This is a genomic window from Mycobacterium asiaticum DSM 44297 (assembly GCF_000613245.1).
GTDB classification, from domain to species: Bacteria; Actinomycetota; Actinomycetes; order Mycobacteriales; family Mycobacteriaceae; genus Mycobacterium; species Mycobacterium asiaticum.
Window position 1 is genome coordinate 114757 of record NZ_HG964938.1, and the last position, 22229, is coordinate 136985.

Below are 22229 nucleotides of genomic sequence, written 5' to 3' on the forward strand. Positions count from 1 at the left end.
TCGCGTCCCGTCCCGCCCCCCCCCCGCGCGGCGGGCGGCGCTCATCGGCCCTCATTGAGTGAGAGGACGCGGTAGCGGCCTTCGCGCACGGTGACGATGTCGTGCAGTTGCTCGCGCTGCGGTTCGCAGGGTGCCAGCGCGGCGTCAGCCTCGGCGGCTTCGGCGGCGTTGGTCCAGTAAGTGATCTCGCAGCCTTCTGGCGTCCAGCACAGCAGGGCGGTGGTTGCGGCCGCACCGTGATCGGTGTTCATCGTGCTGTGTTAAGTGCGCAGGAGTCTGCGTATTCGCCAGAGCTTGACAACCCCAGACTTGCGTCTATTAATAAGATTTCAGGGTGGTAGGGAGGGAATAGATATAAACCCTTCCCCTTGACCCTGCTGATCCCCTTAACCTCCTCCACCGTCTTAACCACGCTGACCCCTCTGATCCCTCTGACCTCCCCGACCCTTTCGACCGTCGAGGTCATTCAGAATTTCCGATATTCGCTCCCACATCACGCGGCCCCGGGCGTCGGCATACCGGTCAGGCCAGGCGATGATTTCCACGTCGGTGTCAACCTCCAAGCCGTCCAGCACGATTAGGGATGCTTCGGCCATCGCGACGCGGGTAGCGGCGACCGTGTCGTCGATCGCGCTGGCATCGGCCTCGATCAGTACCGCGTCATGGACTGGAGCGCAGACCTGAATTCCTCTCTCGGTGGCTAGGCAGCACGCCAACCGCAGCATCTCCGCGCCGTTGGCTTGCATGGGGAAATTTCTTAGCGTGGTCGGCCTCGGCGTGTTCTCTGTCCGCAACGTCCACCCGAACACCGTCGACAGATATCCGGCGAGTTGGCCGACGTTGACAGCGTGATCGGCCCACGCGGTGAACACCGGAAACGTTTGCGCCAGCTTGAGAAGCAGGTGCTCGGCGTCGATCACCGACAGCCCGGTCCGCGCAGCCAGGCTCGCGGCCTGCATCCCGTAGTTGGTGCCCAGCACACAGGTCTTGCAAATATCCCGAATTGGTTTGTGGGACTGCTTGGTTGCGTCTGTTGGTGCGAGGCCGGCCATCTTGGCGAACGTCAAGTACGGGTCACCGGAGAGCACAGCGTTCAGCAATGCCTGATCGCCGGAGAGCTTGGCGGCGATGTAGACCTCTTGGGACTTCCAGTCGACGTAGGCCAGGGCGCGGCCTTCAGGCGGTTTGATCAGGCCGCGCAGCCACACGCTCGGCCCGAAGATGAACTGGTTATTGCTGGGGGTATTGCGGCCAGTGGAAGCACCGAAAGGGCTCAACAGCGCCCGGTTTCGGTTATCCGGGCCGACAGCCAGTTTTTCTAGGCGAAGCTCGCTGAGCGCATGACGTACCTCTTTGAGTGGTTCTAGCGCCGGATATCGCTTCGCCATGTCGCGGAATGTGTCCTGATCCAGTTGCAGGCGGCCGGTCGGGGTCTTGGGCCAGTCGATGTGGTTATTGGCAAGGTATCCCGCAAAGAGTCCGGCCTTGAACGTCGTGCCGTCGTAGACGCCGTAATCGTTGTCTATGGCCCGGACCAGGTCGAGCTTTATCCCTGCCCAATGCTTCCGCAGACGCTCTAGCGTTGCGCTGTCAATCGGCACGCCGGCACGTTCCATCCGAGCCGCCGCGGCCATGTAGCGGCCCCGCAGCAGCGCTTGACCTAAACCGTTGGGACGGGAGCAGATACCTGGCAGCATGCGTTCTAGAAGCGGCCCGAGCGGGTCAACGTCGGTTTGGCAGTAATCCAGAATGCGGTGGCGTTCTGTCGGTGTCCACGGCCCGCCGGCCATCACCAGGGCGCGCTCCTGGGTTTTGTGCTCCGCGGTGATCGACGCGATACCGTGATGCGATAAGGCGCTCAGCAGGCTGCGGCCATTGGGTAACTGAATTCCGTTGGTGGCGTTGCGGAATTCGGTGTACAGGTCCAGGATCCGCGTCGGCATCGGCCAGCCCAACTGAAGGAAACACCCGAGCTCGGCGGTGGCGAAGTAGGCCACGAAAAGGGTGTCGTCGTCAACCGGGAACGGCGGTACTGCGCCGAGTTCGTCGTGCCACAGCCGAATCAATTTGTTGGTGCCGAGCTCACGGGCGACCAGACACACCGGGACGGGCAGGGCCCCCGGCTCCGAGACGAACTCGAAGTCGAGGGCCCAGACCTCCCGAAACGGCAATCCGAGCACGACCTAGCACTCCCCGGCGAGCTCCCTGATCACTTCGTGATCCGGGCGGTTGATCAGGTGGTGCTGGAACGCAATTTCGATCAGGTCACGGAAACTCTTCTCCGGCCATTGCGGAGTGCCCAGATCGCCCTTGGCGCGCAGCATCTCGTAGCCACCAAGATCGCGGCTCCAACTGAGCCGAACCCATGAGCGCTTAGCCTGTTCAGCTCCCTGAAGCGCGGTCTCGGCCACCCGCCGGCCGCTGTCGTTGCCCTCCATCGGCAACTTCACCGGCCACAGAAACACCGTGCCTCGCTTGGTGATTGCAACGAACAGGCGCGTTCTGCGGAGCTCGGGAAGCACCAAATGCTGAAGCTCTGGCACTACCAAGTAGCTGTCCTTGTCCATGCCACTGTCCCGCTCCAACAAAAGCGTGTCCAGCACAAAGTCGGGGTGCACCCGAAAGAACTCGGTGCGCTTCGGTCTGCGCACCGGAACAGCAGTCAGGACACGCTCGACCTCGATATCAGCCATCACTCCCACGCGAAGCGCGGCCGGGTCAAACGGATCGACCGACGCGTTCGGATCGGCCGGCGCTTTCGCATCGTCCGCGGGATCGGTCCCATTCAGTGAGTACTGCGGTTCAGTTGAGGCTGGCGGTTGAATCATTGTCATCAAACTTCCTTTTCGGTCCGAATGTGTGGGTGGATGTGGAACGCTCGTGTAGAGGTTTCACGCGGCGCCCGGCGGCTCGGCCGCGTTACGAGCGAGCACGGCGTAATCAGGCCAACCTTCGACCTCGACGAGCAACCGCTGCTGCGGTTGCGGGGTGTCGAATAGCGCCTCCTGCACCCCCTTGGCCTTCGCCCTCGGTCGGCGGTATACCGGCGGCCGATCGAGGTAGCCCCCGCAGCGGTAGAGGTCTCCCGCGTCGTGCCGGTGCCGGTGGGAGTGGTAACGCCGCCACTCCGGCGGCACCGTCCCCTTCAACGCCTGAGCCAGAATCGGGCAACCAGGGCCGTGGTCGAGTACTCGGCGGGTTGCCTCGTCAGGCTGATGGCACGTCCCACACCAGCGCTCGCGCCAGAGATCCTGGGCGACCTGGCCGGGAAACACGCCAGCCAGCGGGTCCGCGCCGCCGCACAGCTCTCGAACCGCCGTTGCGCCCTTGGGCTGATCGGTGTGGGTGGTGCCTGCTGACTTGTGGTTGGACCCGGTGTCAGGAATGGCGCCGGGTTCTTCCCTTTCAGACGGCCCCACGCCGTCGCCGCTCATGCCGCACCCCCTTTACGGGCGGGGCGCAGCAGCTCGGCCAGCGCGGTGCGCTGCTGATCGCTCAGCGGCGGCGCTTCGGTGAGCACCTTCTCGATGTAGGCCGCGATCTTCGCGGCGTGTAGCTCGCGGCGGGCCTCGGTGATCTCGGGGTCACCGGTGGGGCGGCGAGAGGTCAGGCCACCGAGGCGGCCTTTGGCTTGCTTGACAGGCTTGACAGAAAGCAACGGGCACTCCCAGCATCAGCTGGACACCCCGGCAGCTATTGCCGTGGTGTCCAAACGGATGCCAGTCACCCGGATGCCCGGACCAGCGCGGCACGCGCGTAGGCGTACTGGCGATGAACCTACGCGGTGGGTCCGACAGGCGGCGGATCGACACGCCGGGCCGCCGCGGCGATTTCGTTTCCGACGTCGTCGAAGTCGCGCATGCTCAGCACGCGCCGGCCAGCGTCGTCGAGCGGTGCGCCAGCGCCGCGGGCGTCGATGACCAGCCCGACCGTGCGCTCGGTCACCAGTTGCTTGCGGCCGCAGCCGGGATGGGTGCATTCGAATCGGAAGGTGTAGCCGGCCTTGCTCTCGGCGCGGCTGTCGATTCTGAGCGGGTCGTCCTTGCGGTCGGCGTTCCGCGGGCCGGCCGGACGCCACCGGAGTACCGGGCCTTGCACCCGTGGCGCCGGCCGCGGCGCCACCGACAGGCCCAGCGCCTGCCGTTGGGCGATTTGCTCCTCAATGGCCGTCTCGAAGCCGCTGCGGTCAATCGGGTCGGCGCGGCAGTCCTCGAACTCGCCCAACTCGACCGGCGGGTGCGGTTGCTTCCGCTTGCCGTCGCACACCTGAACGTAAAGCTGCCTCATCGCCAATTCACCTGCACCCGTTCGGGATTGAACACGTGACCGCCCTTTCCCGTCGGGGCCACTGTGACGGTCATCAGCACGTCCATGACGGCGCGCAACCGATCCGGTGACAACTGCTTGACCGCGGCGGCCGCTTCCAGTGTGCCCAGCGGGATGCCGTCGAACACCCGCAGCCGCTCGGTATCCTGTTCTTTGCATTCGATGGCGTCGATTTGCTGCTGTACCACCTCGGTGGCGATCTGCACCTGACGGCCGGTCAGCAGCCCGTTGGCGCGCTCCACCGCGAGCTTGTCCAACTCGCTGTAGAGGGTGTTCTTCTCCAGTCGCAGCCGCTCAGCCTCGGCCTCGTCGTGAACCTCGGCCTTGAGCAGGTCCACCGCGTCGGGCTTGGCCAACCGGCCCGCCACCAGACCGATGAGCAGTGGCTCAACGTGCTCGGCGCGCACCGAGCAGCCGCGACATTGCTTGCAGGCGTAGGTGATCGAATGCGCCACCTGCCCGCTATGGGGTTCTTTCTTCTGGCCTGCCTTGGGCCGTCCAGGCTTGCCGCCAGTCTTCTGCATCACCCACTGCCCTGACAGATAGCCGGCGCAGCCCGGTTTGCCACACCGCATCACCCCGGTCAGCAGGTGCTGACGCACGCTCTTGCGGCCCGGCTTGCGGCCCGGCGCGTCTAGCACCGCCTGGGCGGCCCGCCACGTCGACTCGTCCACCAGCGCCGGCCAGGTGCCCTTGCCGACGATCTCATTATTGTGGGCACGCAGACCGGCGTTGCGGGACTTGCGCAGGAACAGGCTCACGGTGGATGGGGTCCATGGCTTGCCGTTCAACCCGTAGGTGCCGGCCTCGTTGAACAGCCGCGCCACCTCGCGCAGCGACGACCCGGCCAGCACCGCCGCGTACGCCTGCCTGACTAGCGGCGCCGTGACGGGGTCGGGCTGATGGGTGTCGCGGAGGTAGCCGAACGCCCGCGTCCACTTCGGGATGCCCTGCTCGGCGCGCTGGCGGGCGGCGCGGCGCATCCGGACCTTCATCATGGCGATCTCATGCTCGGACACCGCCGTCTTGATCTGCGCGGCCAACACCCCGGTCGGCGAGTACAGGTCGATGTCGCCCTGCCCGGTGGTAGCCAACAGAACTCGGCGGCCCAGCGCGGTGAAGAACCTGCGCAACTGTTCCAATTCGTGCATCATGCGCCAGCCGCGGTCCTGATCCCACGCGGCGATGGCGTCGATCTTCCCGGCCTGCACGTCGGCCAGCAGACGATCCCATTCGGGTCGGTCCTTGCCGTTGGACGCCGAGCGGTCGTTGTCGACGTAATAGCCCACCGGGGTCCAGCCCTTGACTTCGCACAATGCGATGGTGTCCTCGCGCTGGCGCTCGACGCCTTCGCGCCTGTCCTTCGGGTCCGATGAAATTCGGCAATAGCAACCGGCCCTGACCACGCCATTCTCGGCCTGAACAACACTCATGCACTAAAGCGTACTTCAAGCTGTCGGTATTGTTGGCGGCACAGGCATTTGAGGTTCCCGAACACCGTCTTGCCGCCGGCACCGGGATCCTGGTGGTTGAAGGGGATGGTGTGGTCCAAGTCGCATCGGACGGCCGGCCGACTGCATCCAGGAAAACGGCAGGTGAGGTCCCGGCATTGCACCGCGCGCACCAGCGCGGCGGGCGGCTGGTAATCCAGCGCCCGCACCGGGGTGGTGTAGGGATCGACCACGTGCACGGCAGCAGACGCGAGCAATTCGCGGACCTGTTCGGCGTCTATCACGCCATAGCCCATCAGATAGCCCGGCTCTGCGCCGTCGCCCAGCACGGTCTCCTCCCCAGCAACGACGTTGATCACCACCCGAGCACCACTGGGTGCCTGGTCATTGCCGTCGGATGCGGCCGGGCAGCCGGGATGACCGCAGCGGCAAGGCAATCGACGACCTTCGACCAGCGGACCAAGGGCATCGGCGCGACGCTGATCCATGGTGCGCGGGTCCGTGTCGCAGACCTGCTTGGCCAGGTGTGACAGCGCCTGATCAAACGCCGTGGCGATGGTCGCGGTAACCGTTCCGCTGACCTCGGCCATCCCGTTGTCCAAGTTGTCGATCCTGATGCGACGCTCGTCCTCGGCGGTCTCGCGACGCTCCCGCACGGCATCGGGATCGATCTTTTTGACCGCCGCGTCGACCTCGTTGATGATCCTTTGACGCGACCAGCCGTGCCAGTTGCCGATTCGTGCCGCGAGCCCCTCGTCCAGTTTTGAGATCAGCTCCTCGTCGCCGACCAACGCGGTGCGACTGATGATCAACCGCGCCGTGCGCCAGTCCACCCGCCCCTCCGAAAGCAGAGCCGCCAGCTTCGGCAAGCGGGTATCCAGTGCAGCCGCATCCAAGACCAGGTAGCTCGCCGCCAGTGGAGAGAGGTTCATCGCCGCCGCCACTTCGGCCTTGGTCTGGTCGAATCCGTCGATGTCGGAGTAACCCGGCTGACGCTCGGCGCGCTCCGCGCTGGCCGTCCGCTGCCGCAACAATGCCGCCACCGCCGCCATCCGCCGCGCCACCAGGATCGACTCTTGACGATGTGTCGACCCGATCGCGGCGATCAAGTCCGCCGGATCCAGATGGGCCGCAATATCGAACATATTTTCGATTCTAGTGCCGTCCACTGACGCCCTGCTGCGCAAAGCACCCGGGCTGTGGATAAACCCTCGCCGCACCTGAAAAGCTAGAGACAATCAGACACCGGAGGAACACCCATGAGCTTGGTCGCCGGCCGCGGCCCACTGAGTGCCGCTCCCGCGGGCCGCTTTGCACCGCCGATACCTGCAGAGGTGGTGTACATCGAACCCCATCCGCGCCGGATTCAGGCCGTCCACCAAGGGCGGACCGTCATCGACACCGAGAAGGCGCTGCTGGTGCACCGGCGAAATCGCCCGCTCAGCTACGCATTTCCCACCGAAGACATCACCGGCTTGTCCACCGAGCCCGAGCCCGAAGCGCCCGGCTACGTGCACGTTCCGTGGGACGCGGTGGACGCCTGGTTCGAGGAGGGCCGCAAGTTGGTGCACTATCCACCGAACCCCTATCACCGGGTGGACTGCCGTCCGACCACCAGACGGCTGCGCGTCACCGTCCATGGCATCCCGCTGGTGGACACCGACGACACCGTCATCGTGTTCGAGACCGCGCTAGCGCCAAGGCTTTACGTGGCACCCAAGCACGTCAGAACAGACCTGTTGCAGAAAACCGCGACCTCGTCGTACTGCAACTACAAGGGCGTCGCCACTTACTGGGCGGCCATCCTCGATGGTGACGCCGTCATCGAGGACATCGCCTGGAGTTACGACGAACCGCTACCCGAAAGTTCCCTCATCAGAGGCTATTTGAGCTTCGATGCGGAAAAGGTTCAGCTCGAGGCGGAGTTGCCCGCGCCAGACGCGCCGTAAACCGGCCGCCCCAGCCGCAGTTCGTGCTGGGCAATCATGTTGCGGAACACTTCCAGACTGCCGCCGTAGATCCCCATCGGCAGGGACAACCGGAAGAGGTGTTCGGTCACGCCGTCGTCGGGCGAGCCCTTGACTTCGGTCGGCAACGCCGACGCAGGCCCCAACAAATCCATCAGATCGCCGGAAATGTCACGCATCGTCTGCCCGATCGCGACGCGGCCGTACATGCTGGGCGTGGACAACGCCGCCTCGACACGGGCGAAATCGCGTCCGAGGCGGTACTGGACTGAGTCGTCGGCGATAGAGACCAACGCGGCGACCCGGTCGACGGCCTCCGCCATCAGCATGCCGTGTCCTGCCATGGTTCCAGCGTCCTGCAGGCCCTCGTCATCGCCCTGTGTCAGGCCGTGTTCGGCCGCGAGCGCTGACCGCATCACCGTCCAGCCGTCGTTCACCTCGCCGATCCGGTACAGGTCGTCGACCTGGACGTCGCTGTAGAAGACGATGTTGGTGCGGTCACCGTCGAGGGTGCGAATCCCCTGAATCTCGATGCCGGGTGAATCCAGCGGGACCAGGAACATGGTCAGGTTCCGGTGCTTTGGCCCCTGAGGATCGGTATTGGTGAGCAGAAAGACGTACTTGGCGTTCTGCGCGTTCGAGGTGAACATCTTGGAGCCATTGATGACCCACGATCCATCCGCCTCCCGCACCGCGCGCGTCTTGCAGGTGGCAACGTCGGATCCGCCCTCGGGCTCGGTGTATCCCAGACACAGCCTGATGTGCCCGGAAAGCACGCCCGGCAGCACCATGTCCACCAGTTCCGGTTGAGCGAACTCCGCTACCAAGCGCGCGACCGCCGATGTGGTGCCCCAGTGATACCAAGGGGTGTGCGCCCGGCCGATCTCCAGGTTGAAGATCCGCCGCCGCACCGCGCTGAAGCCGCCGTCGGAGTCGGGCTTGAAATCCCCGGCCAGGTAACCGGCTTCGCCCAACGCCAAATGCACGCCCTCGTCAAAATTTTCACCGAACTCGCGGTTGCGGCGGCGCACGTCGTCGGTGACGTGTTCGGTGATGAAGGCCCGGGTGTGCCGGTAGAACGCTTCGTCCTCATCGGAGAGGGATACGCGTGCGAAATCCATTCAGATCACATCGATTACCAGCGAACCAAACCTGTCGATACTTTCCACCGCATGCGACACGCTGTCACCGGGCAGTCCCACCTGTAACCAGGTGACACCAAGGGCCGCAAGCTTTTCCACACCGGCCAGGTATGCGTCGGCGTTGAAGTCGTCGGCCGCGGGGCTGCCGCCCTCGAAGTTGGTGAAGGTGATGTCGACGGCCGCGGGGTCCTTGCCGGCCGCTTCGCACCGCCGACGCATGTCGTCGATGCCGGACGCGAGGGCGTCGACCGAATCGATGACCGCGGTGCCCGCGGTGCGCGCCAAACCCGCCGGCGCCGCGAACGGACACCAACCGTCACCATGCTCGGCCACCCGCTTGCGCGCCGCCACCGTATTGCCGCCGATCCAGATCGGTGGGTGTGGTTGGGAGAGCGGACGCGGGTGCGCGGTGATCCCGCGCGCGGTGAAATGCTTTCCCTCATAGGTGATGTCGTCACCGGTCCAGACCGCGCGAATCACTTCCAGGGCTTCTTCGAACAACTCGGCACGCTCGTCGTAATCCACTCCCAGCGCGGCGAATTCCTTCTTCAGGTAACCCACCCCCACCGCCAGCGTGAACCGGCCACCCGAAAGCAAATCCAGTGTCATCCCGGATTTGGCCACCACGAACGGGCTCCGGTAAGGCAACACCACCACGTTCGGAATCAATCGCAGGGTCGTCGTGTGCGCCGCCGCAAACCCAAGGGCCGCAAACGGATCTAAGGCATCGTGTCCACCCGCGTCCAGCCAGCGTTGCGACGGGGCCGGATGGTCGGTGAACCCGAAACCGTGAAATCCCGCCTTCTCCGCCGCCCCCGCCACCGTCGCGATACCCGACCCACTGGCCAGCTCCGGGTTGTACGGGTGGCTGTGCATCGGGTGGGTGATGGTGAAGCGCATGGAAATCAGAACCGGGCGGCGGCGTCGATCGAAGCGTCACTGGTGCGCAGCGGACGGATCAGCGCCTCCTGCGCGAAGGAACAAAGCAACTCGCCCGCCTCGGTGTGCACCGTCCCGCGCACATACGACATTCCCGCACCCACCTGGGTGCTCTCGTGCGAGTAGAGCAACCAGCCGTCCCAGCGCACCGGTTCGTGGAAGGACACGAAGATCGACATAGGCGCGGTCGACACGGTCAGGTGAGCCTGACTGGTGCCGATACCCGGGTGCGCACGCATCGTGGTCGAAATACCCAGGTGCCCGGTGAAATACGCGACGAGCGCCTTGGCGAGGTCGTCACGGTCGGGGATGGGGTCGTAGCGCAGCCACGCGTACAACTCCGGCGGGCCGACCTCGTCGGGACTGTTGACATCGACCACGTCGACCACCCGCACCTCCCGGCCCAGCATCGGCATCTCGGAACTGTGCGCGTCCGCGGGTGCCGCGACGTCGGGCCGCGGCAGATGGTGGCGAATCACGTCGCCGGTCGGAACGTCGGTCAGGACGGTCACAGTGACACAGCGCTTGCCGTTCTGCACGGCCGAGACGATCGCGGTGGCGGTGGACCGGCCCTCGTTCAGCACGTCGAGGACCAGCTCGAGCGGCGGACCCACCATCACCGCACGGGCGAACACCGCGTGCGCGGACCGAACCGCCTTGCCCTGGAAGCGATTCGCCACGGCCACAATCGCCTGGGCGACCACCTGGGTGCCCTCCACGACCTGCCTGCCGTCCTGCCCCGCCAACCCGGTCTGTGCGGTGAACCGATCCGGTCCGGCCGTCTCCACCTCGAAAAGATCCAGCAGACTCTGGACCGACCACTGAACCTGTTCGGATTCTGTCGTCAAAGCGCTCACCCCTCGTTCCGGCAGCTCACGGCTCAGCGTGACACTTTGCGCCCTATTTGTAAAGTTGCCCGCGCGTTGACAGCAACGCCGGTGGTGCATGACACTTTTGCAGTGATTTGTAAAGGTATGGCGCCGCCTGCACCGCTGGCCGACGGCTTTTGCTTCGGCGAGGGTCCGCGCTGGTTCGAGGGGCTGTTGTGGTTCTCCGACATGCTCGGCGAAGCCGTCCACACGTCCGACATCCGTGGCTCGCTGACCACCGTCCCGTTGCCTGGGCGCTCGCCGTCCGGCCTGGGCTTCCGCCCCGACGGCTGCCTGCTGATCGTCTCGGCGGAGGACCGGATGGTGCTGCGCTACGACGGCGAGACCGTACTCCCCCTTGCCGATCTGTCCGAACTGGCGCCGGCCAACCTCGGCGACATGGTCGTCGACGACCGCGGGCGTGCCTACATCGGCTCCCAGGCATACGAAGGTGGGGTGATCCTTCGCCTCGACGCCGATAACCACGCGGCCGTCGTCGCCGCCGACCTCGACTTTCCCAACGGCATGGTGATCACGCCGGACCGCACGACGCTCATCGTCGCCGAGTCGATGGGGCGGCGGCTCACCGCCTTCACCATCGACCCGGACGGGAGCCTGAGCGATAGAAGAGTGTTCGCCGACAAGCTCGACGGGCCGCCCGACGGCATCGCGCTCGACGCCGGGGGCGGAGTATGGACAGCCATGACGTTGACGCACCAGTTCGAGCGGATCATCGAAGGCGGCGAGGTGACCGACCGCATCGACATGGGCGACCGGGTCGCGATCGCGTGCGCGCTGGGCGGACCGGAACGCCGCACCCTGTTTCTGCTGTCCAGCACCGACGCTTACCCCAAGCGACTGGTGGGAACACGCCTGTCCCGACTGGACGCCGTACGGGTGGAAGTCCCCGGCGCCGGGCTGCCCTGAGCGAACCCCCCGAGCGAACCCCCGAGCAAAGAGGTCCGATGTCCGACTCGTACTACGAGCTGATCGACGCCGACGACGCCGCGGGCGAGAAGTTCCGAGCCACCGACCTGGCCCGGGGCACCTGGTCGGCGGCCATCCAGCACGGCGGCCCGGTGTCGGGGTTGCTGGTGCGCGCGCTGGAGCGCTGCCAGGTGCGCGAGGACACCCGCCTGTCCCGGGTGGTCATCGACCTGCTGGGCCCGGTCCCGGCCGAGGGTGACCTGTGGGTGCGGTCGAGTCTGGACCGCGGCGGCCGCCAGATCGAGCTGGTCACCGCCGAGATGCTGGCTCTCGGTCCCGACGGTCAACCCCGGCCGGTCGCCCGGGCCAGCGGCTGGCGGCTGCAGAAGCTCGACACCACCGCCGTAGTACACGCGCCCACTCCGCTGCCCCGCCCGCCGTCCGAGGCGTACAACCGCGACCTCAAGGCGATGAACTGGGACCGCAATTACGTGCACAGCCTGGAGTGGCTGTGGCTGACCGAGCCGCTGACACCGGGTCCGGGCGAGTCGTGGATCAGGCCGATCGCCGATTTGGTCGCCGGCGAGACCATGACCCAGCTGGAGCGGCTCTTCGCGGTGGCCGACTGCGCGAACGGCATCGGCAGCAAGTTGGACATCAGCAAGTGGACCTTCCTCAACACCGACCTGGCCGTGCACGTGTTCCGGGTCCCGGAGGGAGACTGGATCGGCATCCGGGCGGAAACCAGCTACGGGCCGGACGGCATCGGAACGACGATCGGGACGTTGTTCGACGAACACAGCGCGGTTGGCGCCATCCAGCAGTCCGTGCTGGTACGACCCAGGCCGCCGAAGCCCACTAAGCCACCGGGGGAGAACTCATGAGTCAGAATGCCGAGGTGGACGAAACCCTGGACACCGACACCTCGACTCGTCAGCGGATCCTGGCCGCCACAGCCGAGGTGCTGGCCCGCAGCGGCAAGACCAAACTCAGCCTGTCCGAAGTCGCCACCCAGGCCGGGGTGTCGCGGCCCACGCTCTACCGCTGGTTCGCCTCCAAAGAGGAATTGCTCTCGGCGTTCTCCCGCTACGAACGCGAAATCTTCGAACGGGGGTTGGCCAAAGCGACGGCCGGGCTCAAAGGCGTCGAAAGACTGGATGCCGCACTGCGATTCATGGTCGACTACCAATACTCCTACTCCGGCGTGCGCATGGTCGACATCGAACCCGAGCACGTGATCGCCCAGATGTCAGGTGTTATCCCGGAGATGCGCGCGGGTTTGCAGCGGCTGCTGCCGGGCCCCAACGCGGCGGTGAAAGCGGCCACCGTGATCCGGATCGCCATCTCGCATTACGTGGTGCGCAGCGACGACGGCGAGCAATTCCTGGCACAGCTGCGGCATGCCGTCGGCATCAAAGGGACTGACCAGAGCTAGCTAAAAAAGTACGGCCGCGTTGAGGTAGCCCGTCGGGTCCAGCGCCGCCTTGACCGTCCGCATCGCCGCGATGTCGGCCGGCTCCCGCGACATCGAGAGGTAGGGCCGCTTGCGGGTCCCGACACCGTGTTCGGAGCTGACGTTGCCGCCGCAGCCGGCGATCAGGTCCATCATCTCGGCGTACAACGCCGCCTCGCGCTCGCTCGGGAAGCGCAGCACGTTCAGGTGCAGATTGCCCTCGCCGATGTGACCGAACAGCACCGGCAGCGCATCGGGCACGTGGCGCCCCACCAGCTCGACCGCGTCGCGCGCGAATCCGCTCACCGCTGACAGCGGCAGCGACACATCGAATTTCAGCGGCGGCCCATACACGCCGAGTACCTCGGCCAGCGCCTCGCGAATACGCCACAACCGTTGCTGCGCAGCCACATCCACTCCGACGGCCGGTTCCGAGCCCTCGGTAGCCGCAATGCCGTCGAGCAGCTCAGCCAGCCGGTCGGTCTGGTCGTGGTCGCCCGCCAATTCGACGAGCAACAGCCAGTCACCGGGTACCGGGGCGCCAACCCCGGCGTGCTTCCCCGTCAGCGCCGCGCCCCGGGCGTCGATCAACTCCAACGCCGCGATGCCGTCCACGTCGGCGAACACCCGGCCCGCCTCGACCAGCGCGCCCAGGTCGTCGAACCCACACACCGCGGTCACCCGGTGCGACGGGATGGGGTGCAGGCGGAGATCCAACGCGGTGATGACGCCGAGGGTGCCCTCCGCCCCGACGAACAGCGACGGCAGGTCGTAGCCGGTGTTGTCGCGCCGCACCGCAGAGTGCCGGCGCACCACCGAGCCGTCCGGCAGAGCCACATCCAGACCCAGCACCTGCTCGCCCATGTTGCCGTAGCGGACGGTCCGCAGACCGCCGGCATTCGTCGACGCCATGCCGCCGACGGTCGCGGTATCGCGCGCGGCCAGATCGACGCCGAACAACAGCCCCGCCGCCGCGGCAGCGCCCTGCACCGCCGCCAGCGTGGCACCGGCGCCGGCCGTCACCCGCCGCTCCACGGCATCGACATCGCTTATCGCACTGAGCCTTTCAGTGGACAGCAACACGTCGTCGTGCTCAGGCACCGTGCCGGCCACCAGCGACGTCCGGCCGCCCTGCACTGTCACGTACGCGCCCGCATCGCGGCACACCCGCAACGCCTCGGCGACCTCGTCCGCCGAACCGGGGCGTACCAGCGCGCTGGCGCGTCCGCGGTACCGACCGGTGTGGTCGACGCTGCGGCCGGCCAGCACGTCCGGGTCGGTGACGACGTGGTTGGAGCCCACCACGGCGGCCAGGCTCGCCAGCATGCGCTAAAGCCTCATCCGCTCATCCGGCGCTGAAGTCCTTGTGCGGCACGTCGGTCACCAACCCGCCGTCCATGATGAACTCGCTGCCGGTGGCGTAGGACGCCTCGTCGCTGGCCAGGAAGACGACGAAGGTGGCCACCTCGCGCGCCTCGGCCGGCCGGCCCAGCGGGATGGTGACCATGTCCTCGGGCAGGTGTGCGGTCATCGGGGTGCGGATGAAGCCGGGGTGCAGCGAGTTGACCCGGATGTTCAGCGGCGCCAGCTCCAGCGCCGCCGACTTGGTGATGCCGCGCACCGCCCATTTCGAGGCGACATACGGATGCACCAGCGGCGCGCCGCGGATCCCCTCAATCGAGGACACGTTGATGATGGACCCGCCGCCGGCCTCGGTCATCGGGTCGACGGCCGCGCGCATGCCCAGGAAGGTCCCGGTCAGGTTGACGTCAATGACCTTCTGCCACTTGTCCATCCGGAACTCGCGCAGCGGCCCCGCCGCGACGATGCCGGCGTTGTTCACCAGCACGTCGAGCTTGCCGAACTCGCCGGTGGCGGTGGCCACCGCGGCCTCCCACTGATCGAGTTGGGTCACGTCGAGATGGACATAGCGCGCCGCGTCACCGATCGCACCGTTTATTTCAGAAGCCAGCGCCTTGCCCTCGTCATCACGGATATCGCCGATCACCACCTTGGCACCCTCGGCCGCCAGCAGGCGCGCGTCCTCGGCCCCCATCCCCCGTGCGCCACCACTGATCAATGCGACTTTGCCGTCTACTCGCCCCATCAAGGGCTCCTTTCCGTTTAGTTCGGTGTGACCAGACCCTTGCCGCTGATCAGTGGTAGGTCGAGAGTGTGCCGGATTCCGGGTGGGGCCACGACGACCGCCGGGATTGAGTTGACGATCCGCCCCGCCGCGCCGACGATCGCCGCGTGGTTGTGGTCGCCCTTGCGGCTGCTGGGCACGATGTCCACCGCATACGACGGCTCGCCGGTGATCTCGATGCGATAGGAGCCGCCCCCGGCAGCGGGCTGCGGCCAGTCCGGCTGCAGGTCGGGCCGTAGCCGGGTGATGTGCTCGATCACGATCACCGGCCGGCCGTTGACCATGCCGCGAATCTCGAATTGCAGCGCGGCCAGCGTTCCTTTGGCCACATGTCCGACCGCGATATCGAAGTCCTCCGGTGCCGGTTCGCGCCGATACGACTCGGTGATCTCGTCGATTTCGATACCCAGACCGGCGGCCAGTTGCCGGATCGCCGTTCCCCACGCGATGCTGAGCACCCCGGGTTGTAGCAGCATCGGCACCTCGTCCAACGGCCGGGCGAACCCCATGTAGTGCATGACCTCGGCACCGTCGTAACTCGCGTAGTCGTGAATTTCCATGCAGCGCACCTGCTCGATGTGCTGGCAGGTTCCCGCCAGCGCGAACGGCAGCAGGTCGTTGATGAACCCCGGGTCCACACCGGTGATGAAAATGCTCGAATTGCCTTGTCGCGCGGCTGCTTCAACCCGGTCGATGTACTTGTCGGGCATCACGCCCCACGGATACTGCAGCAGGCCCGGCGCCGAGCCCACGACGTTGACCCCTGCGGCCAGGATGCGCATGACGTCGGCCATTGCATCAGGTAGCCGGGTATCGCCCATCGCGCAGTAGACGACGCAGTCGGGCTTGGCGGCCAATAGCTCGTCGAGGTTGTTCACGGCTTTGACACCGGTCTGAACCGGCTGGTCCAGTCCGACCCCGCAGAGATCGCCGGCGTCCTTGCCCACCTTCTCCGGCGTGGAGACGCAGACGCCGGTCAGTTCGAACTGCGGGTTGGTGATGAGTGCGGCGAGGGCGAGCCCACCGACATTCCCGGTGCCGACGTGGGCGACGCGAATCGCCATGAGTGCCTCCATCTCGAAGCTGACTTTTCTAGACACTAGTCCATAATTTCGTCAGCACTAAGGCGGCACTATGGTTGCGCTATGCCAGAGCGCGAAGACGTGTGGTTCACCTCCGGCACCGACCGGATCAGCGCCTGGCTGTACCGGCCCGCCGGCGACGCCGTCGTCCCCCTGATCGTGATGGCGCACGGTCTGGGCGCGGTGCGCACGATGCGGTTGGACGCTTACGCCGAGCGGTTCAGCGCGGCCGGCTATGCCTGCCTGGTGTTCGACTATCGCAACTTCGGCGACAGCGAAGGTCAGCCGCGGCAATTGCTCGACATCGATATGCAGCTGGCCGACTGGGCGGCGGCCGTCGCCTTCGCCCGGACCCTACCGGGATTCGACCCCAACCGAATCGCCCTGTGGGGCACTTCTTTTGGTGGAGGCCATGTGATCGCTTCGGCAGCCCGGCTGCCGGGCATCGCCGCCGCGGTGGCGCAGTGCCCGTTCACCGACGGCTTCGCGTCCATAGGTGCGATCAACCCGGCGACCGCGGCGCGCATCACGGCATTGGGGATTCGCGACGTCATCGCGAGCCGGTTGGGCCGGCCACCGGTGATGATCCCGACGGCCGGCCGCCCAGGCGAGGTCGCGTTGATGACCGCACCCGACGCGTACAGCGGATACTTGAAGCTCGTGCCCGACGGTGTCGAACTGCCCAACGAGGTCGCCGCCCGCATCGGCCTGAAGGTGCTGGTCTACCGTCCCGGCCGCAGCGCCGGGAAGATTACCTGTCCGATCCTGTTCTGCGTCTGCGAGACCGATTCGGTCGCGCCGGCCGGCCCGACCCTGCGCCACGCCGCCAAGGCTCCACGCGGTGAAATCAAGACCTATCCCGAGGGACACTTCGCGATCTACGTCGACGACGCCTTCGAGCGCGTCGTCACCGACCAGATCGCCTTCTTCCACCGGCATTTGCAGAGCGCGGGTGTTTAACGGCCGAAACGCCGGATTTCCCGACGGCCCCGCTTTACTCTGGCTCTGATATCTACTACCCGCGGTTGCGGGTATTGGAAGGACGGGGGCCATGTCCTATCTGCTTACAGTCCCTGAGTCGCTCGCGGCGGCGGCCACGGATGTCGACGAAATCGCGGCCGCGATCCACGCCGCCAATGCCGCCGCGGCCGGCCGGACGTCGGGCCTGCTGGCGGCGGCCGGCGACGAGGTGTCCGCGGCGATCGCGGGTTTCTTCAACGCTTTTGGCGACGAGTACCAGACCGTTGTCAGGCAGGCAGCGCTGTTCCAGAGCGAGTTCAACCGGGCGCTGTCCGACGCCGCGCGCGCTTACACGCAGGCCGAAGCGTTCAACGGCGCGCTGCTCAACACCTTCGCCGGCGGCGGAACCGCGACAACTCTCGCGGCGCCGGCGGCGGCTCTGGACATCGACACCGCCCTCATCATGGGCGGCACCGGCAACCCTCTTCCGCTGGCCAGGTATGTGGCCGACATCAACAAGAACTACATCCAGCCGATCTTCGGCCAGGGCACGCCGCTTGGCCTCTTCACGCCCGAACAGTTCTGGCCGATCACCCCCGACCTCGGCACGATGACCTACACCCAGTCCGTCGCCAAGGGCGTGGCGCAGCTCAATACCGCGATCAATCAGCAGATCGCCGCCGGTAAAAACGTCGCCGTCTTCGGCTACTCGCAGAGCGCTTCGATCGTGCACAACGAAATCGTCAACCTCATGGCGGCCGGCTCACCCAATGTGGACAAACTGGCCTTCATCATGGCCGCGGCAGGGAACAACCCCAACGGCGGTCTGCTGTCGCGGTTCCCGGGCTTCTACATCCCGGGTCTGGACGTGCTGTTCAACGGTGCGACGCCGGCGAACAACCCGTACGAGACCTACATCTACACCGCGCAGTACGACGGCATCGCGCACGTGCCGCAGTACCCGACCAACATCCTGGCCGACATCAACGCGCTGATGGGCTACTTCTACGTGCACAGCAATTACCCGGACCTGCTGTCCACCACCGCGGTGCAGCTGCCGACCTCCCCCGGATACACAGGCAACACCGAGTACTACATGTTCCTGACGCAGAACCTGCCGATACTGCAGCCGATCCGCGACATCCCCTACGCCGGGCCGGTGATCGCCGACCTGCTGCAGCCGCCGCTCCGGGTGATGATCGACCTTGGCTATTCCGACGGCTACGCGGATCTGCCCACACCCGCCGGCTTGATCAACATCCCGAACCCGTTCACCTTCGCGTATTACATGGGCCAGGGGCTGCTGCAGGCGCCGTACGGCGCGGCGGTCGAGATCGGCGTTCAGGCCGGACTCTGGGGACCGGAGTACTTCCCGGACGCCTATCCGTGGGTTCCGATGGTCAACCCGGGTCTGAATCTTTACTTCGGCCCCGCACTGAGCCAGCCTCCGGTGACGGCGCTGTCGCTGCTGAGCGGAACGCTCGGCGACGTGCTGCAGATCATCCCGCCGATCTTCAACTAACCGCCTCACGGCCCCAGCGGCGCGGTGGTGCGGATCTCCTCATCGCGAATCAAGCCCCGCAGTAGCGCGGTGCTGAATTCCGCGGCGATTTCCTTGGCCGTGCGCCGTCCGCTCGGTCGTAGCCAGCGGTAACTGCCCAGCGTCATCCCGATGTAGCCGAGCGCGACCACATGCGAGTCGCACTCGTAGAACTCGCCGCTGGCGATGCCGCGGTCGATCAGCCCGTGCACGTGCTCATAGACCTGAGCTTCCTTCTCGCGTACCTCGGCAACCTGTTCGGAGGTGAACCACTCGGTGATATATGGCTGTTCCTGGAAGTAGACGGCGGCACGTTCGGGGTTGCTCGCGATTCCGGTCAGCAACCGCACGGTGTACTGGTAAAGCGCCTCGCGAGCCGTCCAGGACGGGTCGTCATGAACGGCGGCCAGGGTGCCCTCGGCGGCCTGGCGGTAGATATCGAACAGGATCAGCGCCTTGCTGGCGTAATAGTGATAGACCGTCGCCTTGTTCAGCCCGATCACATCGGCGACATCATCCATCCGGGTGCCGTGATAGCCGCGGGCGGCAAACAGCTTGGTGGCGACCGCCAGCAACTCCTCACGGCGCGAAAGGCCATTTCCGGACGGCATCTGCACTCACTATCGTCGCTGCGCTATCAATCAACTAGTTGGACAGTTTAAGCAACGCCGCGCCTGTCGCCCCGCAGTGGATAGGACTAGACTCTTTCAGGAGAACACAGTCGCTTGAGAGGTGGAGTAATGGACCCGGTTCCTGACTACGACGGTAGCGACGAGATCGAGTTCTTCTTCAGCTACCTCACCTGGGGTTTACGCGGTGTCGAGTCCGGCAACGGCTACCCGCCGCCGGCCTACCCGCCCGTCTAGAACTCACCACAGCGGGAAGTCCGCACCGTGCTCGCTCGTCGGTCGCGGACCGAAAATTCGCCGCTCCGATTCGTTGATCGGTACGTCATTGATGCTGGCTTCGCGCCGCGCCATCAAACCTTCCGGATTGAACTCCCATAGCTCGTTTCCGTAACTGCGGAACCACTGCCCCGTGCGGTCGTGGCACTCGTACTGGAACCGCACCGCGATGCGGTTGCCTTCGAAACTCCACAAGCCCTTGCGCAGCGAGTAGTCGAGTTCGCGCTGCCACTTGCGGGTGAGGAACGCGACGATTTCCTCCCGCCCGACGACGTGCTCGTCGCGGTTGCGCCAGACCGAGTCGGCGGTGTAGGCCAGGCTGACGCGTTCGGGGTCACAGGTGTTCCAGGCGTCCTCGGCCGCCTGCACCTTTTGCAGCGCGGTCTCGTGAGTGAACGGGGGAAACGGGGGGCGCGATTCGGTCATAACCGTTGTCATATCGTGGCGGCATGGACTTCGCAATGTCGGCCAAAGCCAGCGACTATCACAAGCGGTTGACGGAATTCATGACGGACCACGTCTTCCCGGCCGAGGCCGAGTACGAGAAGTACCGCCACGAGGCCGGCCCCGGCGACCACACGGTGCCGCCGGTGATCGAGGCCCTCAAGGCCAAGGCCAAGGAGCGTGGCCTGTGGAACCTGTTCCTGCCGGCCGAGTCGGGTCTGACGAATCTCGAATACGCACCGCTGGCCGAGCTGACCGGTTGGAGCCTGGAGATCGCACCGGAAGCGCTCAACTGCGCTGCGCCCGACACCGGCAACATGGAGACGCTGCACCTGTTCGCCACCGAGCAGCAACGCAAGGACTGGCTGGAGCCGTTGCTCAACGGCGACATTCGCAGCGCGTTCTCGATGACCGAGCCCGCGGTTGCCAGCAGCGATGCCCGCAACATCGAGACCTCGATCGTGCGCGACGGTGCCGACTACGTGATCAACGGCCGTAAGTGGTGGACATCGGGCGCGGCGGACCCGCGCTGCAAAATCCTGATCGTGATGGGCCGCACCAATCCCGAAGCGGCCAGCCATCAGCAGCAGTCGATGGTGCTGGTGCCGATGGACACCCCCGGCGTCACGGTGGTCCGCTCGACCGGCGTGTTCGGCTGGCAGGACCAGCACGGCCACTGCGAAATCATCTATGACAACGTCCGGGTGCCGGCCACCAACCTGCTCGGCCAGGAGGGCGCGGGCTTCGCTATCGCGCAGGCGCGGCTGGGCCCGGGACGCATCCACCACTGCATGCGTGCCCTCGGCGGGGCCGAGCGCGCGCTGGCGCTCATGGTGAACCGCGCCAACAACCGGATCGCGTTCGGCCGTCCGCTGGCCGACCAGGGCCTGGTCCAACACGCAATTGCCAAGTCTCGCAACGAGATCGACCAAGCCAGGCTGCTGTGCGAGAAGGCCGCGTGGACCATCGACCAGCACGGCAACAAGGCCGCCCACCAGTTGGTCTCGCAGATCAAAGCCGTGGCGCCGCAAGTCGCCTGCGATGTGATCGACCGGGCCATCCAGGTGCACGGCGCGGCAGGCATCTGTGACGACACACCCCTGGCCCGGCTATACGGCTGGCACCGCGCCATGCGGATCTTCGACGGGCCCGACGAGGTCCACATGCGCACCATCGCACGCACCGAGTTGGGCCGCGAGCAGTCCGCGCTGGCCGCGGCGGTCACCAACCATGGCTGACGGTTTACGAGACCTCCCGGGGGCGTGGAACTTTCGTGACGTAGCGGATGCCACCACCGGGATCAGGCCCGGCCGGCTGTTCCGCTCCAGCGAGCTCAGCGGCCTGGACGATCGAGGCCGGGAGATCCTGCGCGGACTAGGCATCAGCGACGTCGCCGACCTGCGCTCTACCCGCGAGGTCAACCGGCGCGGTCCTGGCCGTGTTCCCGACGGCGTCGACGTGCACCTGCTGCCGTTTCCCGATCTTGCCGACGACCAGGCCGATGAATCCGACGAGGCACCACACGAATCCGCATTCAAGCGCCTGCTCACCAACGGTGATTCCGACGAATCCGATGAGGCCATCGAAGCCAACGCGGTGCGCTACATGACCGAGGAATACCGCGAATTCCCGACGCGCAACGGCGCCCAGCGCGCAGTGCACCGGGTGTTCACCCTGCTCGCCGACGGCCGCCCGGTGCTCACCCATTGCTTCGCCGGCAAGGACCGCACCGGGTTTGTGGTTGCAACGGTGTTGGAAGCGGTGGGCGTGGACCGTGACGCGATCGTTGCCGACTATCTGCGCAGCAACGCCGCGGTGCCGCAGTTGCGCACCCGGATCACCGAGATGATCCAGCAACGCTCGGACGTCGAGCTGACTCCGGAGGTCGAGACCTTCACTAAGGCGCGGCTTTCGGATGGGGTGCTGGGCGTTCGCGCCGAATACCTCGGCGCCGCATGGCAGACGATCGACGAGTCCTACGGCTCGCTCGATGGCTACCTGCGTGATGCCGGGCTCAACGAGGCCGACCTGTCGAAGCTTCGGAGCGCGCTGCTCGGCTGAGTAGTCTATGAGCTCGG

Annotated in this window: 24 protein-coding genes and 1 pseudogene; 9 read left to right on the forward strand and 16 right to left on the reverse strand. The window is 66.0% G+C overall.

The features are described from left to right. Window positions 1-41: 41 nt before the first annotated feature. From BN972_RS19405 to BN972_RS19440, 8 genes and pseudogenes are all read right to left on the reverse strand, one after another. Window positions 42-251: a hypothetical protein gene (locus BN972_RS19405; protein WP_036361496.1), complete on the reverse strand. Its 210-nt coding sequence runs from the start codon at window positions 249-251 to the stop codon at window positions 42-44. Between the two features lie 153 nt (window positions 252-404). Beyond that, window positions 405-1997 carry a DNA polymerase gene (locus BN972_RS19410; RefSeq protein WP_200869751.1) on the reverse strand — a complete coding sequence of 531 codons (1593 nt, stop codon included), beginning with the start codon at window positions 1995-1997 and terminating at the stop codon, window positions 405-407. Between the two features lie 186 nt (window positions 1998-2183). Continuing rightward, window positions 2184-2834 (reverse strand): hypothetical protein, encoded by a 651-nt coding sequence (locus tag BN972_RS19415; RefSeq protein ID WP_142277114.1) that lies wholly within the window; start codon window positions 2832-2834, stop codon window positions 2184-2186. Window positions 2835-2891: 57 nt separating this feature from the next. Further along, on the reverse strand, window positions 2892-3434 hold the full coding sequence (locus BN972_RS19420; protein ID WP_036361499.1) for a hypothetical protein: 543 nt from the start codon (window positions 3432-3434) through the stop codon (window positions 2892-2894). Then, on the reverse strand, window positions 3431-3658 hold the full coding sequence (locus BN972_RS19425; protein WP_036361501.1) for a hypothetical protein: 228 nt from the start codon (window positions 3656-3658) through the stop codon (window positions 3431-3433). Before BN972_RS19425 ends, BN972_RS19420 begins: the two co-directional genes overlap by 4 nt. Window positions 3659-3777: 119 nt before the next feature. Beyond that, window positions 3778-4287, reverse strand: coding sequence for a hypothetical protein (locus tag BN972_RS19430; RefSeq protein ID WP_036361503.1), 510 nt, complete (start codon window positions 4285-4287; stop codon window positions 3778-3780). Next, on the reverse strand, window positions 4284-5759 hold the full coding sequence (locus BN972_RS19435; protein ID WP_036361504.1) for a recombinase family protein: 1476 nt from the start codon (window positions 5757-5759) through the stop codon (window positions 4284-4286). The genes BN972_RS19430 and BN972_RS19435 overlap by 4 nt, the downstream gene beginning before the upstream one ends. Window positions 5760-5782: 23 nt before the next feature. After that, a pseudogene (locus BN972_RS19440) lies at window positions 5783-6922 on the reverse strand (HNH endonuclease signature motif containing protein); the annotation flags it as partial. Window positions 6923-7036: 114 nt separating this feature from the next. Here BN972_RS19440 and BN972_RS19445 point away from each other — a divergent pair. Then, complete coding sequence (locus BN972_RS19445; RefSeq protein WP_036361506.1) at window positions 7037-7726, forward strand: DUF427 domain-containing protein; 690 nt, start codon at window positions 7037-7039, stop codon at window positions 7724-7726. Here the strand turns inward: BN972_RS19445 and BN972_RS19450 are convergent. Genes BN972_RS19450 through BN972_RS19460 form a run of 3 tightly spaced genes read right to left on the reverse strand, consistent with a single transcriptional unit; the run spans window position 7687 to window position 10682 of the window. After that, entirely contained in the window at window positions 7687-8865 is a 1179-nt protein-coding gene (locus tag BN972_RS19450) for an acyl-CoA dehydrogenase family protein (protein ID WP_036361507.1), read from the reverse strand. The two genes, BN972_RS19445 and BN972_RS19450, sit on opposite strands and share 40 nt — an antisense overlap. Further along, window positions 8866-9786 (reverse strand): LLM class F420-dependent oxidoreductase, encoded by a 921-nt coding sequence (locus tag BN972_RS19455; RefSeq protein ID WP_036361509.1) that lies wholly within the window; start codon window positions 9784-9786, stop codon window positions 8866-8868. Between the two features lie 5 nt (window positions 9787-9791). Then, window positions 9792-10682: an acyl-CoA thioesterase gene (locus BN972_RS19460; RefSeq protein WP_080697025.1), complete on the reverse strand. Its 891-nt coding sequence runs from the start codon at window positions 10680-10682 to the stop codon at window positions 9792-9794. Window positions 10683-10799: 117 nt separating this feature from the next. Between BN972_RS19460 and BN972_RS19465 the strand changes: the two genes are divergently transcribed. Genes BN972_RS19465 through BN972_RS19475 form a run of 3 tightly spaced genes read left to right on the forward strand, consistent with a single transcriptional unit; the run spans window position 10800 to window position 13056 of the window. Then, window positions 10800-11621: an SMP-30/gluconolactonase/LRE family protein gene (locus BN972_RS19465; protein WP_036361511.1), complete on the forward strand. Its 822-nt coding sequence runs from the start codon at window positions 10800-10802 to the stop codon at window positions 11619-11621. 38 nt (window positions 11622-11659) lie between these two features. Further along, window positions 11660-12505, forward strand: a complete 846-nt coding sequence (locus tag BN972_RS19470; protein WP_036361513.1) for a thioesterase family protein — start codon at window positions 11660-11662, stop codon at window positions 12503-12505. Then, window positions 12502-13056, forward strand: coding sequence for a TetR/AcrR family transcriptional regulator (locus BN972_RS19475; protein ID WP_036361515.1), 555 nt, complete (start codon window positions 12502-12504; stop codon window positions 13054-13056). Before BN972_RS19470 ends, BN972_RS19475 begins: the two co-directional genes overlap by 4 nt. Here BN972_RS19475 and BN972_RS19480 read toward each other — a convergent pair whose 3' ends face one another. From BN972_RS19480 to BN972_RS19490, 3 genes are read right to left on the reverse strand one after another with little or no spacing between them, the layout of a single operon-like run. Beyond that, complete coding sequence (locus BN972_RS19480; protein ID WP_036361517.1) at window positions 13057-14400, reverse strand: FAD-binding oxidoreductase; 1344 nt, start codon at window positions 14398-14400, stop codon at window positions 13057-13059. Window positions 14401-14419: 19 nt separating this feature from the next. After that, window positions 14420-15181, reverse strand: a complete 762-nt coding sequence (locus BN972_RS19485; protein ID WP_036361519.1) for a glucose 1-dehydrogenase — start codon at window positions 15179-15181, stop codon at window positions 14420-14422. A 17-nt stretch (window positions 15182-15198) separates the two neighbouring features. Next, entirely contained in the window at window positions 15199-16284 is a 1086-nt protein-coding gene (locus BN972_RS19490; RefSeq protein WP_036363415.1) for an NAD(P)H-dependent amine dehydrogenase family protein, read from the reverse strand. 81 nt (window positions 16285-16365) lie between these two features. On the opposite strand from BN972_RS19490, the gene BN972_RS19495 reads away from it, so the two are divergent. Together BN972_RS19495 and BN972_RS19500 are read left to right on the forward strand one after the other, a co-directional pair. Beyond that, window positions 16366-17262, forward strand: coding sequence for an alpha/beta hydrolase (locus tag BN972_RS19495; RefSeq protein WP_036361520.1), 897 nt, complete (start codon window positions 16366-16368; stop codon window positions 17260-17262). 91 nt (window positions 17263-17353) lie between these two features. Further along, window positions 17354-18784 carry a PE family protein gene (locus tag BN972_RS19500; RefSeq protein ID WP_036361521.1) on the forward strand — a complete coding sequence of 477 codons (1431 nt, stop codon included), beginning with the start codon at window positions 17354-17356 and terminating at the stop codon, window positions 18782-18784. 5 nt (window positions 18785-18789) lie between these two features. Here the strand turns inward: BN972_RS19500 and BN972_RS19505 are convergent, their stop codons facing one another. Then, window positions 18790-19413 (reverse strand): TetR/AcrR family transcriptional regulator, encoded by a 624-nt coding sequence (locus BN972_RS19505; protein ID WP_036363418.1) that lies wholly within the window; start codon window positions 19411-19413, stop codon window positions 18790-18792. Between the two features lie 129 nt (window positions 19414-19542). Between BN972_RS19505 and BN972_RS28895 the strand changes: the two genes are divergently transcribed. After that, complete coding sequence (locus BN972_RS28895; protein WP_099051159.1) at window positions 19543-19668, forward strand: hypothetical protein; 126 nt, start codon at window positions 19543-19545, stop codon at window positions 19666-19668. Window positions 19669-19671: 3 nt separating this feature from the next. Here the strand turns inward: BN972_RS28895 and BN972_RS19510 are convergent, their stop codons facing one another. After that, window positions 19672-20133, reverse strand: a complete 462-nt coding sequence (locus BN972_RS19510) for a nuclear transport factor 2 family protein (protein WP_036361522.1) — start codon at window positions 20131-20133, stop codon at window positions 19672-19674. Between the two features lie 35 nt (window positions 20134-20168). Here BN972_RS19510 and BN972_RS19515 point away from each other — a divergent pair, with 35 nt between their 5' ends. Both BN972_RS19515 and BN972_RS19520 read left to right on the forward strand, forming a co-directional pair. Then, window positions 20169-21389, forward strand: coding sequence for an acyl-CoA dehydrogenase family protein (locus tag BN972_RS19515; RefSeq protein ID WP_051545752.1), 1221 nt, complete (start codon window positions 20169-20171; stop codon window positions 21387-21389). Next, entirely contained in the window at window positions 21382-22212 is an 831-nt protein-coding gene (locus BN972_RS19520) for a tyrosine-protein phosphatase (RefSeq protein ID WP_036361524.1), read from the forward strand. Before BN972_RS19515 ends, BN972_RS19520 begins: the two co-directional genes overlap by 8 nt. Window positions 22213-22229 lie beyond the last annotated feature (17 nt).